The organism is Streptomyces anulatus, from assembly GCF_014650675.1.
GTDB classification, from domain to species: Bacteria; Actinomycetota; Actinomycetes; order Streptomycetales; family Streptomycetaceae; genus Streptomyces; species Streptomyces anulatus.
On record NZ_BMVK01000028.1, the window covers coordinates 1 to 15,020 of the forward strand.

General features: G+C 68.9%; 11 protein-coding genes. 2 read left to right on the plus strand and 9 right to left on the minus strand.

The genetic code is table 11. The features are described from left to right. A partial coding sequence (locus IE272_RS37115; protein WP_229898046.1) for a type IV secretory system conjugative DNA transfer family protein occupies positions 1–1,240 on the minus strand: 1,240 nt, incomplete at its 3' end. A gap of 79 nt (positions 1,241–1,319) precedes the next feature. Beyond that, positions 1,320–1,760, minus strand: coding sequence for a hypothetical protein (locus IE272_RS39390; RefSeq protein ID WP_050361730.1), 441 nt, complete (start codon positions 1,758–1,760; stop codon positions 1,320–1,322). Between the two features lie 128 nt (positions 1,761–1,888). Between IE272_RS39390 and IE272_RS37125 the strand changes: the two genes are divergently transcribed. Continuing rightward, complete coding sequence (locus tag IE272_RS37125) at positions 1,889–2,542, plus strand: hypothetical protein (protein WP_190010086.1); 654 nt, start codon at positions 1,889–1,891, stop codon at positions 2,540–2,542. A 55-nt stretch (positions 2,543–2,597) separates the two neighbouring features. Here IE272_RS37125 and IE272_RS37130 read toward each other — a convergent pair whose 3' ends face one another. Further along, a complete protein-coding gene (locus IE272_RS37130; RefSeq protein ID WP_190010088.1) occupies positions 2,598–3,320 on the minus strand; it encodes a hypothetical protein in 723 nt (240 codons plus the stop codon). A gap of 821 nt (positions 3,321–4,141) precedes the next feature. Between IE272_RS37130 and IE272_RS37135 the strand changes: the two genes are divergently transcribed. Next, a complete protein-coding gene (locus IE272_RS37135) occupies positions 4,142–8,605 on the plus strand; it encodes a nucleic acid/nucleotide deaminase domain-containing protein (protein WP_190010126.1) in 4,464 nt (1,487 codons plus the stop codon). Positions 8,606–8,904: 299 nt separating this feature from the next. On the opposite strand, the gene IE272_RS37145 is transcribed toward IE272_RS37135, so the two are convergent. The 6 genes from IE272_RS37145 to IE272_RS37170 form a co-directional block, all read right to left on the minus strand. Further along, positions 8,905–9,936: a hypothetical protein gene (locus tag IE272_RS37145; RefSeq protein ID WP_229898048.1), complete on the minus strand. Its 1,032-nt coding sequence runs from the start codon at positions 9,934–9,936 to the stop codon at positions 8,905–8,907. Positions 9,937–10,033: 97 nt separating this feature from the next. Continuing rightward, positions 10,034–10,597, minus strand: coding sequence for a hypothetical protein (locus IE272_RS37150; protein ID WP_050361727.1), 564 nt, complete (start codon positions 10,595–10,597; stop codon positions 10,034–10,036). A 129-nt stretch (positions 10,598–10,726) separates the two neighbouring features. After that, positions 10,727–11,422 (minus strand): hypothetical protein, encoded by a 696-nt coding sequence (locus tag IE272_RS37155; protein WP_229898050.1) that lies wholly within the window; start codon positions 11,420–11,422, stop codon positions 10,727–10,729. Between the two features lie 32 nt (positions 11,423–11,454). Continuing rightward, positions 11,455–12,960 carry a putative type IV secretion/conjugal transfer ATPase gene (locus tag IE272_RS37160; protein ID WP_190010092.1) on the minus strand — a complete coding sequence of 502 codons (1,506 nt, stop codon included), beginning with the start codon at positions 12,958–12,960 and terminating at the stop codon, positions 11,455–11,457. Positions 12,961–12,986: 26 nt separating this feature from the next. After that, positions 12,987–13,439 carry a DUF6238 family protein gene (locus IE272_RS37165; RefSeq protein ID WP_050361724.1) on the minus strand — a complete coding sequence of 151 codons (453 nt, stop codon included), beginning with the start codon at positions 13,437–13,439 and terminating at the stop codon, positions 12,987–12,989. A 25-nt stretch (positions 13,440–13,464) separates the two neighbouring features. Beyond that, positions 13,465–14,931 (minus strand): SCO6880 family protein, encoded by a 1,467-nt coding sequence (locus IE272_RS37170; protein ID WP_050361723.1) that lies wholly within the window; start codon positions 14,929–14,931, stop codon positions 13,465–13,467. Positions 14,932–15,020: the final 89 nt, after the last annotated feature.

A 15,020-nucleotide genomic window follows, 5' to 3' on the forward strand; every position in this document is an offset into this window, starting at 1 on the left:
GGTCTCGGCGACAACGAGCACGTCGAGGTGGCGTGGCCCGTGGACGCCTTCGACCCGGGCCGACCACCTTGGCGGAGGGCTCCTTGTACCAGGGCTTGAGGTTGAGCATGGCGACCCGGATGCCGGTGGCCAGCAGCAGAACCTTGCCCTTGGGCAGGGCGCGGATGGCGTCCGGCGGAAGGATCCGCTCCGTGCGCATGCTCACCGAGGTGGACTTGCCGCCCTCGCTGGTCGACACCGAGGTGGTCTGGACGTCATGGTCGCCGACCTGACGGCTGAGCCGGTCGGCGAAGTCCGCGTCATCGATGCCAGATCCGATGATCTTGATGGTGGCGGCCGAGTACAGGGCGTCCATACCGGCCTCGCCCCAGCACCGCTGGCCCTGACGGTAGGACTGCAGGATCGTCATCGGGATGACGCCTCGGCTGCCCAAGTGGCTGTAGAGATCAGGGAGGTCCGAGATGCGGCAGACGTTCGCCGCCTCGTCGAGGACACACAGGGCGGGCGGGTCGAGTCGCCCGCCGGAGCGCTCGGCCACGATCACGGCCGCGCGCATCACGGCGTCGGCCGCCGCCGCGATGATCGCCGACGCGCTGCCGCCGCCGTCCTTGCTCAGCAGGTACAAGGTGTCACGAGACGTGGCGAAGGCGAACGGCTGGAACTCGGGAAGGTCGTCGTTCGGGGTGACCCAGGCGGCGACGTCCGGGTCGAGTAGGCAGCTCGCGTACTGCCTCGCGGTCTCATAGATGCCGTCGCGCGTTTCGGTCGCGCCGGAGACGGTGCCCTGGAGCTGGGCGGCGACCGCATGGTGGCCGGCGTCGGTGAGCAGGTCCACCGGGGTGCGGTCGGCCGGCATCGCGAGCCAGGCCAGGACATCGGTGATCGGCCGCCGGTGGGACGCTGCGGCGAGGAAGAGGGCACCGAGGGTGTTGCTCGCGGCGGTGGACCAGAAGTCGGAGCCGCTGGACTCGTCCACGCTCGCGGTCACGAAGTGCCCCGCCAACCTCTTAGCCCCGGCGAGATCGCGGGCGTCAGCGAGGATGTCCCACCACATCTCGCGCGGGTGATGGGCGATCTGCTGCGGATCGAGGGTCCAGATCGTGCCGACCTCGGCACGGGCGTCCACCGTGGTGGTGAAGGCGTCGTTCGCGGCTTTGTTACTGGTGAGCAGGACCGGGCCTGGTGCCGAGAGGATCGCGGGGATCGCCAGCCCGGACGTCTTGCCGGAACGCGGGGCCATGATCGCGACGATCACGTCCTCCCAGGACGCGCGGACCTCCGCACGACCGGGATCGAGGGTGCCGAGCAGGATGCCGCGGTCAGCGGGCAGGACCTCTTTTACTCTCCCGGCCGCCCAGGCTCGGGCGCAGGCTCTTCGCCTTAGCGACGATCTCCTTGTCCAGCAGCGGCGCCAGGTCCGCCTTGCGGGCGAGGCCGGACTTGGACCCGGCACGCCAGCGCATCCACAGCACGGCAGCGGTGACGACCAGGGCAACGGTGAACAGGGCGGGGACGACGCGGGCGCCGACCATCAGCATGCTGGTGCTCAAGGCCGGCCACAGCACCTCCGGGTGCAGCAGCGCGTCCGTTACGCGGAAGGGGGCCCATGTCCCGCTCCCGACGAAGGTGTTGGTGAGATTTCCGGTCAGCCAGGCAAGGGAGCCGAAGGCCATGGCGGCGCCGAGGATGCCGAACAGGAGATAGAGGAGCGCGTCCGACCCGGTGGTGGTCGAGGGCGCGCTGGTGCGCGGGGAAGACACGGCGGTTCCTTGGGTGTGCGAGCGGGCAGGGGCGGGGCGCGCTCGGCTCTCGTGAGCTCATGGGGGTACTCCTGGACGTCTGAAGCGGAACGTTTCAGCGGGGTCGGCCAGCAGAACGAGGTGCTGCGGTGGCCAGCGGACTGCCGGTCAACGGCGATGTTCCGGCGCGCGGCGAGGAGGCGCGGGCCGCCCGCTGCCGGTCTGAATCGACGTTCCGGGCAGCGGACGGCACAGGAGCAGCCTCGGCACCGAGGACATCGGCGAGCAACTCCCGGCTGCGCAAGACGTTGACCATCTGGTGGTGCCGGGGCCGTGCGCTCTGTGGGACAGGCAGCGAGACCGTCCTCGGCGACTTCCAACTGCTCACGGACGTCCTGGAGCATCCCGTACGCGGCTGCCAGTCGGGTCCACGTCTCGAAAGTCGGATGGTGATGCGGGTCGTCGAAGTCGAGACGGGCGCGAGTCCAGTCGGCGGCAGAGGCGACGAGTTCGGTCAGCTCGGGCAGAGCCCCGACCAGTGCGCCGTTGACCTCCTCGATGATGCCCGCCACCTCGTCGGGCGAAGAGTCCTCGTGGAGGCGAGAGATCATGCCGCGGACCGAGTACGGATCGGTGGAAGCGCTGGGCAGGTGCCTGACCTGCAGCGGCTTGTCGGAGCCTGGTGCTGTGCTGCGGTGGGCGAGCCGGATGTTGTGCTGCATGGCCGCACCGACGGCCTCGCCGATGCTGGAGTAGTACTCGGGCACGTTTGCCTCTTCGGGCGAGTGGTCCTTGACGCGTGAGTCGAGCGGGGGCGCGCGACGTACTGGAGGCCGACGGCGGAGAGAGCGGCCGGGGTCACCGTCGGGGGGTAGAGGCGCGCGGTGGGTGACTCGTCACAGAGCAAGGCGCCGGCGCGGAACTGGCCGAGGAGACCTTGGCCTGGTTCGCCGCAGGAGAAGTGGCCAAAGCGGCATCACGGTGATCACGGACGGTCCGTGCTGCGGAGTAGCTCGTCGAAGAGGCGCCGACGCGGCGTAGCTCGGCCTCGGAATCGACGAGTTCGGACTGGGCCGAGCTGATGAACTCCGAGGCGAAGCCGAACCGGTCGGCGAGCGCATACGCGTCGTCGTCCAGGTCGTTGACCTGTTCTCCCGCTGCTTCCAGCGCCTCCCGGACACGCTCCAGCGCACCGTGCTCGGGGTGAAGGAGGTGGTCAACTGTCCGCTGAAGGCTGGCTCCGTCGTCGGCCGCACGGATCTGGTCCGTGATGCTGAGAAGTTCGGCTCCGGCAGCGTAGGGCCCCAGCGCATGCACCGGAGGGCTCATCCGCGCCGTGTCGAGGGACGGCGGGAGGGTGACGTCATAGCGAGCGGCTCGAAGCATCTCGGCCGCATGGCTGGCGATGGCGACCTGCTCGGCGAGCGGAGTGGTGGTGGGAAGGCGATGGCGTCGGCCGTGCCAGTCGTCGATCTGCTTGAAACCGGCGTGACGGAGGAGCTGCGCGGAGAGGTCATCGGTAGCGCCCTTGGCGACGACGCTGCCGCTGAACTCGGACGTGATGATGATCGAGGTAGGCACGGAAGTCTCCGGGGCAGAGGTGGTGAAGGATCCTATGGAGGTGGGCCGGTGGGCAGAGCGTCCGACAAATCCGGGGTTTGGTCCGGCCGGGAATCGCTGGTAGAGGCCGTACGGTGGCGGTCAGCCGGGCACCCGCCGTAGCAGGGCACCCGGTCGGTCAGAAGAAGGGATTCTCTGTCGGCCGGTCGGCCCCGGTGGCGGCTCGGAGCAGTTCGGCGAGGTCCTCCGGCTCGGACGACCTCTGGTCTATCCACCACCCGGCGCGGGTCACCGTACGAGCGCTTTCCTCGATCTCCGCCACTTCGCTTCGCTGGTCGTGCCTTCGGTGACTCGTGCGGTGTAGGCGTTGGTCAGGATCTGGTGACGACAGCGCCTGTCCCAGGGCGCGGCCCGCTCGGTCCCCTCCAGCGGAGGCATCCGGTACTGCTCTGACCAAGCTTCGGACGCGGTCTGCTCCTCGGCGCGCTTCGCCTTGAGCCAGGCGGCTTGTCCTGCTCGTCGCCCTTCCTGGAGGTGTGCCAGCAGTCGGTGCTTAGGGCTTGCCGGGCTTCCGCGCTTGCCTTATAACCCTCTGTTCAAGATCCGGTCCCCTGTGTAACATTCGACCCCTGGTCGAGCATTTGTTCTATTCGACCTGCAGTTTGAGGGATCGTTTGGTTCGGGGGGACCGAGGCCGTGTGGCCATATCGGCCGTTCGCGAATCCTGCGGTCGACTCCTTATCAGAGATGGTTCCCTCTTGCGCTACAGACCCGCGGGGTCGTATGGACCCCTGCTTCGAGTCTCACGTTTGACCGGCCGTTTGCTCCCGCCCTTGCTGGCCATGGCTTTGCTGGCCGGGGCGGGCGTGAGCAGCAGCCCCGAGACGTCCCCTGTCGAGTTGGCCGCCGACTATGACTGGAACGAGACCACCCCCGCCGAGCAGCTGCGGCAAGACCAGTGTCTGATGAGCGACGCGCTGCGGCTGGGCGGAACGGCTATGGCCGCTGCGGCGAAGGACGGCCTGAACCAGAGTCCTGAGCGGCTGCGCGAGCTTGCTGACCGGAACTACTGGAGGGGCACGCCGCTCGGGGCCGCGTATGAGACGGACAAGGACGCCGCTATTGCCGAACTGAACCGGCTCAATGCACTTCACGACAGCTGGAAGATAACCGGGCTTGAGACGCCTGGCGGGTTCAAGTCTGTCGTCGACTTCGAGTGGCCGCCCGGGACCAGCGGCGACGATGGTGAGGACTTCCACTCCCAGACCGGCCTTACGGGGTGGATCGCTGACCGGTTCTGGAAGAGCGAGAGCGACTTCTACGAGGACGGGACCCCGCAGGCTGACGCCAAGACCGCAGCGGCGGTCAAGGCTCTGGGTCAGCCGCTGTACGGCGGTGAGCCTGATCCGTCCTTGCCGGACTGGGGCCGACAGGTCGCGATGAACAAAGCCTACGAGTATCTCCTGGGTGATTCCAGTGAGCCGATGGGTGCGGACAACGCGCGCTTGTTCTTGAGCTCTGGTGGCTTCGCGAACAAGGCGCCGGATCCGGGTACAGCAGAGCATCGGGTCGCGGTCGAGGACATCAAGTCCCGTTTCGCCGCCTGTGCGTGGCGTGATCCGATGGATCCGCAGAAGGTCTTGGGCGAAGTTGCCGCGACCGCAGCGACGGAGTGGCAGCAGGAGATCGCCTCGCAGGCGGTCAAGCGCAACGACATCCTGAACGCGAACAAGAACGCCGTCCAGGCACTCACCAAGGCCTCTGAGTCGCTGGGCAGGATGCTCGGCCATGCGTGGGTCGCCGACCACATCACCCGTTGGCAGGACTACTGGTCCTCGGGCGGCATCGGCTGGGTCGGCTCCTCCCCGATGGCCATCCAGACCCCGGGCAGGGACATGTGCCTGGGTGTTGATGATGCGCGCGTCGCTGCTGTCAGCTGTTCGACGGCAGGCAATCAGTGGAGAGTCAATGGGCATTACGGCAAGGGCTACAGCCTGCAGCATGTGGCCTCGCGGAAGTGCCTTGACATGGGCACCAACGGGAGCAGCGTGTTGCTCTCCACCTGCAGCGATGCGCCGAGGCAGGTGTGGCAGTTCAGCGTTCGTGCGAGCGGTGCCCTGAGCAATGTCGGGGCGGACATGTGCCTGGCAATCGCTTCCCCGCCGCTCATTGGGCGACCTGCGTCTGCGGCCCCTTGCAGCACTGCCGCATCGCAGCAGATGCTGTTCAAGGTCTCTGAGAACAACGGCAGTGTTCCGCCGGCGGCGGAGTTCACGAAGGCGTCGCAGCGGCTGACCGCTGCGCGGACGGGGGCGAAGGCTGAGCTGGCGGAGCTGAACCGTCAGGTGACGGCGGCGACAGCCGCCCAGAGCGCGAGCGTCACTGCCGAGCAGGCGGCGTATGCGATCGCGGACGCCAACGGGGCGCCGAGGGGCCGCGGTCTGCTGGTGGGCCAGCAGAAGGCTCAGGTCACCCAGGGCGCGGCTGCGGCTGTCACGGCCCTGTCGAAGGCGGGCGAGACCGCTGAGGCGGCCACCCGGGCGGCTGCGGCGGACAGTGAGACGATCGCTCAGCGGGCGCTGGCGCAGGCCGCGCAGTCCAAGGCGGAGTTCCGTAAGCAGGCGGCCTACCGTGCCGAACTGCAGGCCAAGGCTGCGGCGGACGCGGCCAAGGCGCACCGTGACAATGCCAAGAAGGAAAAGGAGCTGGCCGAGGCCAAGCTCACCGCTTCCCTGGCTGCGGAGGCGGACGCCAAGGCGGCGGCGGCCGATGCGCACGCCAAACGGCTGAAGGCCGAGGCCGACGAGGCCACGGCGAAGAAGGAGAAGGAAACCGCCGACCTCAAGAAGGCCGAAGCGGCACAGCACCGCAACACGGCGGATGCCGAAGCGGCGAAGGCCGAGACTGCCAAGGGCAAGGCCGAGGCGTCGGAGGCCACCGCGGTGGCCCGGCAGAAGGACGCCGAAACCTCCCGCGACCGTGCCGAGGAACTGCGCGACAACGCCTGGGACGCGCAGCAGAAGGCGCAAGCGGCCCGGGCCAAGGCGGACGCAAAGGACGCCTACGCCGAATCCCTGGATGCGGGCGATGCGGCGGACGCGGCGCGGGCGGCGGCCAATGAGGCCGACCGGCACGCGGACGACGCCGAGGCAGCAGCAGGCCGGGCCGAAACCGCCGCCGACGCGGCCACGAAGGCCGCGGCAGACGCGGACGCCGCGGCGACCCGTGCGGAGGCGGCGGCGAAGAGCTCCCGAGCTGCCGCAGACGGGGCAAAGGCAGCGAAGCTGCGGGCGGACGCCGCGGTCAGTACCGCGACCAGCGCCGCCGCGGACGCCATCGACGCCTCCGAGCGAGCCTCAGCCGATGCCGCCCTGTCGGTGAAGATGGCTAACGAGGCCGAGACGAAGGCGAAGACGGCCAAGACTCAGGCCGACGCGGCCAAGACTGAGGCCAACAAAGCCACCGCCGCAGCGGCCAAGGCAGCCGGATTCGCCTACGTCACCGCTCAGGCCGCAGTGGATGCCGGGAAGGCTGCGGGCCAGGTAGCGGCTCCCGCGAACGACGCCATCCAGCTCGGCTCGCCCTACGTCACCACGGACTCCGCCGCGTCCCTCGTGGTCCTGTCCGGCCAGGCGGCGAAAACCATCGCCGAACAGCAGAAAGCTGTCGCGAACGCGCACGCCCTCAACGCGGCACAGGAAGCCGCAGCCGCCCAGAGCATCGCCAATCAGGCGCAGGGTGACGCCAAGGCCGCCTACCAGCACGCCGCGAACGCGGCCAAGCACTCCGCGGACGCCCGCGGCTACTCCAAGGAGGCACTGGACTACGCGGCCGGCGCGGCCATCGCAGCCGCGAAAGCGCAGCAGTCACTGGCCCGCACCATCGGGTACCAGTCCCAGGCCACCGCCGACGCAGCAGCCGCAGACAAGGCAGCAGGCCGCGCAGAGGGCCACGCGCAATCAGCCCGTACCTCCGCGGACGCCGCCGCCCTGGACGCCGACGCCGCCCGCGCAGCGGCCACCCGGGCGAAGGAGTCCGCCGACCAGGCCAGAGCAGCAGCCGACCGAGCCGACGCCGCCGCCACAGCAGCCGAGGAAGCCGCCAAAGACGCCCAGAAGCACGCCGAGTCCGCCCAAGAAGCGGCAAAGCAGACCGAGGACGTGGGCAACGCCAGCCAGATCGAAACCGGAACCGTCCCGGACGCAGTGGGCGGATCCATCGGCGGCCTCTTCTACGTCATCAACAAGATCGACCAGGTCGGTAAGCCGAAGGTCCTGACGAAGACCGACGGCTGCGACGGCTTCTGGGACCAGATCGCCTACAAGGGCGACTGCACCATGACCCAGGAGATCAGCTACAAAGCCGAACTCGACCTGTACCTGTGCGCCGTCGAAGTCTTCGACAACACGTGCTTCTCGAACGACACGCTGTACCTGGGCGAGACCAAAACCGACACCTTGAAAACCAAGGTCACCCACACCATCACGATCGCGGAGTACCAGCAGGGCGTCGACCCCGTCGACATCCTCTTCGGCAGCTGGATCCGCTGCGCCCAGAAACTCACACCCGGCGGCCAGAACGGAAGCTGGGGTGGCTGCGCATGGGCCATGGTGGACGTTGCGTCTCTGTTCGCCGGCAAGATCCTCCGCCCCATCGCCGATGCAATCCGTGCTGTGGACGGCGCTGCCAGGACCGGCATCGGTTTTCTCGACGCATGGAAGGCCCTGAGCGTCCTCAGGCTTTCCGACGAGGCTCTGACCGGAATTGCCGGGAAGATGGCGGAAAAATTCTACGCCTCTTGCCGGAAGGTTTCGAGAGCCGCCCACGGTATAAATTCGCGCGCTGTCTCCATTGCCCCGATGGGAACTATCGGAACTCCGGTTCCCGAATACTCCTGTGACGGATTGATCGCGTACAACAGCACCGAACTCTCCAACATGGCTTACCGATCGAGGATCGAAGCAGGTTTCGGCGTATGGGGCAACAGGAATGTGGCCGTCGCAAAAGTTCCCGGTTGGAATGACGCGGAAACCGGGGATCTCGTGGTCGGTTTCAGTAAGGGCGGAGGATTTCACGCCGAGGATCATATTCTTGAGCAGCTGGCGGTGAAAGAGTTCTCGCCGAAGCGGATCAGTGCTCTCTATACCGAACGGCAGCCGTGTCCCGTATGCGGACCCAATCTGGATAACCTTCTCAAGGAAGGGACGGAAATCACGTGGTCGGTGCAGTGGGGATCGAACGGCACCATGAATCGTGCATTCGAGGGACTGCTGGCCGACATGATCCAGAAGCAGGGACGCCCATAGCCGCCAGCTTGATCAGGTGGCATCGCACATACTAGAGGTGAGTGGGCGGCCTGCTGGGCCGCCCACTCACCCTTCACAACTACACCAACGGAGCTTTAATGTTCGAAAATATGAGAGCAAGCGAGGCGGAGATCGCCGAACGGAACGAACGAGCCGCCAAGGTGGCCGAGGCACTGGCAGCAGCCGGTTTTGCCGTGCAGCAAAACGTGGATCACGCAACCGAACTTCAGGGTGCTATGGTCTCGGTTGATCCGGCCAGCGACTCCAGGGGAGGCGTTTTCGTCCAATGGAATGCAAGTTCATCCCTGAATGAAAGCGCGGCAAAGAACGCCCTGGAAGGTGGTATTGATTCGCCGGTCTTCAGGCATTTCAGCTATGTTGTAGAGCAAATGCATGCAACCTTGATCGCGATTCTTGGGTCCGCCGGTTTCGATGCAGTGGACGCCGAAGACGACATGAACCCCTATCTCATCCGCGTCAACCCGTGATCGAGCTAAACGGTTTCGACGTCGGTAAGAGCTCGTAGCCTGCTGAATCGTCCTGGTGGGGCGTGCTTGAGGAGTTGGATTAGCGGTCGCGGGAGTACGCGATGCGGGGGCAACCGGCCGGACCGCTGCTGTGGTGACGGCGGAGGCGGGGACCGGCGTCCTGCCCGGGGTACCGGCGCGGGCCGGGCTGGCGGCGAGCGCGGCGGCGCTCAACGGAGACGCGCGAGCCGGACCATGGCCTCGCTCCCGCGCGGCGGTCGGCGTCGCGGCAGGGCGGGGCCGGGCCGTCACCTCTTGAGCGAGGCGGGGCTGCACCGCGACTTGCAGCCCCGAACGGTGCATGGCCACAGTGGCGTCGGCGACTTTCCCCAGCGCCTCGACGCGATCGGTGGTCGCGGGGAGCGTGTAGATGTCCAGGCTCGAGTTGTGCTGCCAGCCGTCCTCCACCAGCGCGAGCCCGCTGAGGCCGGAGACACGGTCGTCGAGGGCTGCGGCGATGCCGAGCTGCGGGTGATCGGCGAAGGCGACGTCTGGTTCGCCAAGCGGACCGCGGTCGCGTACCTGTGCCGTGTCGGGCACCAGTGCCGGGTCAAGCGCGGCGTCGACATCGACCTGGTAGCCGGCCTTGCGCAGCAGCTCGATGGCCCGGCTCGTACGGCCGTGTCCGTCACGGTTCTGGTCGGCCAGCGCGTACAACGTCGGCTGGTCGGGGACGGGATGGAAGTCGAATCCCTTGAGCATCCAGGTGCTGGCCGCGAGGTTCTTCGGGTTCGCGGCGACGATGCCGTGGACGGGGTGGTGGCCGAAGGCCAGGTCGGGCAGCACGTCGTAGTGGCTGGGCATGGCAGATCCATCCGAGGCGGGTGCGGTTACAGGTGCGGGCGGCGGGCGGATCAGTTCTGGGGGTGCGGTGCATGGAGGACTCCTGGGGCGCGGTCGGTCAGAGCCGGGGAGCGGATGAGGGACGAGCCGACGACGGCGCGGCCCGCGCGGAAGACTCCGTCGGCGGACCAGTCGGGAGCACGCGCTGGCCGATCGACGGTGAAGGGGCGAGAGCGACACTCGCCCGGGACGGAGTGGGGCCGGGCGGGAGCACGGTGGCGGCGCGCTCCTTGCCGGATCGTTCCTGCTCCTGGCGTGGTGGTACGCCAAGCTGGTCCAGGCGGGCGTCGACGGCGGCGAGGAGATCCGGCACGCTGCCGCCATGGCGCGCATGCGGGCCGTCCGGCTCGGAGTCGAAGACCACCTCGTAGACGGCAGGCTCGACGGACCGGTGGCGGGTGACCATCCAGCTTTCCGGCGACTCGGGGTGCTCGGAGGACGGCTCCTGCGGGGGCGAAATGATCATCGAACTACCGTCAGGAAGCTCGGCGTGGACGATGTAGTCGCTGAGGCCGTACTCGACGGTGCACTCCAGGCCGCGCTGCCCGAGCGCGGAACAGAGGGCGGCCTGAAGGCGACGCGGATCGGACGCGGCGGTCGGGGACGGGGTTTCGTGGTGCATGGGGTTCTCCGTTGCGAACGCCCCGCCGCACGGCGGGAGCCGCCGGGGCGTGGAGCTTGAAGGAGTGCGGTGGTCCACGAGGATCCGGTGATCGGGCAGTTTGGCGCTGCCGTGACTGCGTGCTAGGGATCACCGCGAGCGACCGGGAGCCGGCGGGTGCGCTGCCGGTGGGACCTGGGGCGAAGCAGGTGACACGGCAGGGGTGTTGTGCGTCGAGCGGGTCAGGGCGACGCGAGCCCGCTCGGTCTGCGTCGGCCGTTCGGTGTCCGCCCGGTGAGCGAGGTATTCGCCGACGCGCACCAACGCCGGCCCCTTGGCGCCCAGTTCGTGCGAGTAGTGCCAGCCTTCGGTGTTGCGGTGCTCCTCGGCACGCTCCTGGTAGAGGGGGAGCACGCTCGGCTGCGAACCGTCCATAAGCGCCATGACGCCGTCCCATTCGTGCCGCAGCTCTTCCGCCCGGAGCAGGATGGTGTCGATCCTGCGTATCCGACGGAGGTCGTCACTGATCGGCCCCTCGACGTAGTCGGGGCCGTTGGCAGCGGCGCGGACCCCGGCCAGCACCTCGGGTCCGTGGTCGAGGAACACCTCGGCGTGCTTCCACGCTTCGGCATCCCGCTTGACCTTTCCGTCCCCGTACACCTTGTCGTCCAGCGGCCAGCCGTCCGCGTCGCAGAGCGAGTCCGAAACCGCATCCCAGGCGTCGCACGCCTCGTTGATCCCGGCGGCGGCCGAGGCCAGTGCCGGGAGGTGCCGTCGCCACGCCAAAGGGTCGGTGGCCTGCGACGGCTGGTTGTCACCGGAGGCAGGAGTGGAAGAAGCAGACATGATCGATTCCCGTTGCTGTGCTGGTCGTTGGGCTAGGCCGCCATGCGGGCGTCGGTGTCGAACAGCTCCCGCTCAGCCGGGTGGAGGATGTGCTGGGTGATGAACGAGCGGCCGGCGACCTTCCATAGACCTCGGCCCTTGGTCAGGGCGGACACCGCCTGGGTCTCGACGCCGGTCAGTCCGAGCAGAGATGCGGCGGCGGCGAGCTGGTCGGGCTCCTGGCGGTAGATGATCCGGGTGGAGCAGTCGGCCAGCAGGCCCTCGGCCAGAACTCGGCCGCGTGAGCCGGCGTCGCCCGCCGAGAGCAAGTTGCTGAGGCGGTGGATCACCATCAGGTTCGCGATGCCCAGCCCTCGGGAGAGCTTCCACTGGCTCTGCATCCGCTCCAGCAGCCCGACGTGCCGCATCAGCCGCCACGCCTCGTCGTAGATCACCCAGCGCCGACCGCCATCGGGATCACTGAGGGCTGACTCCATCCACGCGCTCGCGCACGTCATCGCGAGTACCAGTGCCGTGTCGTCACCGGAGCCGCCGAGACGGGAGAGGTCGATGGACAGCATTGGTGTGGTCGGGTCGAACGGCACGGTGCTCGGCGCGTCGAACATGCCGCTCAAGTCGCCGTGCACGAGACGTCGCAGGGCGTGGGCGAGGTCCTGGGCGGCTGAGCCGAGGTGCCCCGCCTGGTGGCCGAGGGCGTGGTCGAGGCGTTCGGGGGAGCCGAGTACGTGGGCGATCTCGCCGAGCAGCGGCGCCGTGCCCCGGGCGGCGGCGTCAGCGACGACCAGGTCCAGGGCCAGGTCGAGGGCGGTGTGCTCCATCGGCAACAGGTCGCGCTTCAGCACGGTGCGGGCGAGGCTGGCCAGCAGCAGCAGACGGCGCTTGCGAACCTCCGTGAACCAGTCCTCCTCGCTCACGGAGGCGGGGCGGGCCGGGGCGTCCAGCGGGTTCAACCGTCCAGGGAGCCCCGGGCCCAGGGCGATGCTGTAGCCGCCGAGGGCCTGCGAAACGCCGGTCCACTCGCCCTTGGGATCGCAGGGGATGTAGATCCGGTAGCCGTGGGCGATCGACCGGGTGGCGATGGATTTCGCCAGCGCCGACTTGCCCATGCCGATGACTCCGGCCAGGACCGCGTTGGGGTTGGTGAAGCCCTCGATCCGGCCGCTGTTGTAGAGCGAGAAGGGGTCGAAGCAGAAAGCCGCTTCCGCATGCACATCGCGGCCGATGAACACCCCTTCGGCGCCCAGGCCGCCCTCGGCCACGAACGGGTAAGCGCCGCTGGCTGTGGCGGTGGTCATCCGGTGGGCGGGAAGGGCGAGCTTGCCGCCGCGGGCGGAGGCCGGACCGGGGCGACCGGCGAGCGGGTAAGTGGGCCGCAGATCCGGGTCGAGGGTCTGCTCGGCGCGGTGCTTGGGCGGGTTTCCGGCGAGGCGTGCCTGGCGGCGGGCTTCGGTGAAACCGGCTCGGGCGGCCCGCTGTTCGGCGCGTGTCGTCTTACGGGGCACGAACAGAGGGGAGGTGCTGGCGCGGGTACGGGGCATGAGCGTTTCTCCAGGTGAGGGGTGGGTCAGCGGCGGACGAGGCCGGTGAACGGGGCGTGCAGGTCGGCCGGGGTGGTGCGCCGCCGGACGAGATGAGCGGTGCGCTGGTGGCGCTGGCAGATGGTCAGTCCCGGTGCTCCCTCCGGAAGGCCGGCCTGGCACGCCTCCGGTGCGGGGACTTCGCCGGAGTCCGGCCGGGGCGCCGCGTGGTAGGCGGCGTGGAGGTGCTCGGCGGCCTGCCAGATGCGGGTGCGGGCGGTACGGAGCTGGTCGCCCTCGACCGCGACGAGCTGCCCGGTGCGACCGGCGTGGTCGTCGAGCAGCCCGTACAGCGAAACGAGGTGCGCGTGCAGGGCGTCCAGCTCGGCCCGAGTGGTGACCAGCGGGCCGCCCGGGATGTTGAGCGCCCGGTGGAAGTCGAGCGCGGCGGTGGCGAAGGGCACGAAGTCCTGCGCGGTCGGGCTGGCGGTGCGGGACATAAGGGTGCTCTTTCGAAGGGAAGGGTCAGGCAGCGAGCGCGAGCGGCAGGGCGGCGGCGGTGAACGCCTCGGCCTGCTGCCAGGTCAGCGGCCGGAGATCGAGCTGGGCGCCGACAGCGGCGGTCTCCACGACGGCGCAGGCGGTGCGCAGCTCGTCCTTGGTGTCGGCCGAGACGGTCAGCAGACCGGTCAGGGCGACGTCGGCGTGCCCGGCGATGAGCTGGCGTTCGCGGGACTTGATGTCCTGGTACTCGACCGAGTCCGCCTCGGAGTCGACCTGGCCGCGCCGGGCCCGTTCGGCGGCGTCGGCGATCACGCTGGACTTCTTGCGCTGCACGTCGCGCAGGGCGGCGTCGAGGTTCTTCGGCTCGTAAGAGAGCGACAGCGTGCGCCGGACACCGCCGGTGAAGAGGAGCTGGTGCAGGAAGCCGGCGCTGGTCTCGGTGCGCGGCCAGTTCTCCACCCAGTAGGTGGCGTGCACGGCGGAGTCGGTGGCGATGTGGTCCGCCTTCTCGACCACCACGACGGGGCCGGCGGCGGCGGGCTCGGCCTCGGGGCGACCGGCCGTGGACCAGCGGTCGAGTGTCGCCAGCGCCTTCGGGTCGTAGGAGGTGCGCACCACGGCGGCGATCTCGCGGGCGGTGAGCCAGCCCGTCGGGGTGAGACCGGCGGTCCGCGCCGCCTGGTCGAACGTGGAGGTGAGCTGGGCGAGGACGCTGAAGGCACCGGTGAGACCGCCGCCAGCCTGGTTGATCAGCCGACGGGCCGCCTTGGTGTCCAGGGACACCGCGACGTACGCCTCGTGCGGGGCGGCTGCGGGACCGGCGCTCTGGATCAGCTCGTTGTAGATCGCGCCGGCCATCGGGGTGTCGGGGCGGCCGTGCTCTTCCCAGTAGCGGCGCAGCGCGTCGCCGGAGTCGGGGATGGTGCGCTCGATCACCTGGATGCGGGCGATCTGCCCGGTACGGGCGAGAGCTGCCAGCGCGCGTCCCCAGCCGCCGACGTTGGCCTGCTGGGTGCCGGGGTCGAGCAGGGCGTAGGCGCGGGAGGAGACCTTGACCACCGCGGTCAGCGTCCTGGTGTGCGGGTTGTGGACGGCGCCGTACTTGCCGTCGGGAGCAGTGGTCACGCGCAGGCTGGCAGCGGTGCCGGGAAGGTGGAGCAGTCCCTCGCGGGTCGGCCGGCGGGAGGGCCGGGTGAGCCAGACGAGCTGGCCTCGCATCCGGCGCAGCGCGTACCGGACGACGATCGGGGTCCAGTCCGCCAGAGCACGGCCTCGGTGGCGGACGAAGACGAGCAGGGCGACGACCGTCCACAGCGGGATGAGCTGGAGGGCGCCGACCACATCGCGGGCGAGGATCACGGCGAGAAGGAGAAGGCCGGTGAGTCCGGCGACGACCAACTGCGGTACGGACAGGCCGAGCAGGACGCCGCGCCTGCTGCGGTGCGGGAACTTCACGGTGGGCGTGGAGGGCTGGTGCTTGCTGGACATGGTGGTTCCAGACGGTGGGAGCGGGCGGAGGTCGGGGCGCGCGGCGCTCTTCTGGACGTCATGGCGAAGCCTTCCTGCTGTGGGGGGCG

What these genes read in the sequence shown, in the direction of transcription:
- IE272_RS37160 (WP_190010092.1), bottom strand. Translation starts at nt 12,960, where the DNA reads ATGCCCCGTACCCGCGCCAGCACCTCCCCTCTGTTCGTGCCCCGTAAG.
- IE272_RS37135 (WP_190010126.1), top strand. Translation starts at nt 4,142, where the DNA reads ATGGCTTTGCTGGCCGGGGCGGGCGTGAGCAGCAGCCCCGAGACGTCC.
- IE272_RS37150 (WP_050361727.1), bottom strand. Translation starts at nt 10,597, where the DNA reads ATGCACCACGAAACCCCGTCCCCGACCGCCGCGTCCGATCCGCGTCGC.
- IE272_RS37145 (WP_229898048.1), bottom strand. Translation starts at nt 9,936, where the DNA reads ATGCCCAGCCACTACGACGTGCTGCCCGACCTGGCCTTCGGCCACCAC.
- IE272_RS37170 (WP_050361723.1), bottom strand. Translation starts at nt 14,931, where the DNA reads ATGTCCAGCAAGCACCAGCCCTCCACGCCCACCGTGAAGTTCCCGCAC.
- IE272_RS37155 (WP_229898050.1), bottom strand. Translation starts at nt 11,422, where the DNA reads ATGTCTGCTTCTTCCACTCCTGCCTCCGGTGACAACCAGCCGTCGCAG.
- IE272_RS37165 (WP_050361724.1), bottom strand. Translation starts at nt 13,439, where the DNA reads ATGTCCCGCACCGCCAGCCCGACCGCGCAGGACTTCGTGCCCTTCGCC.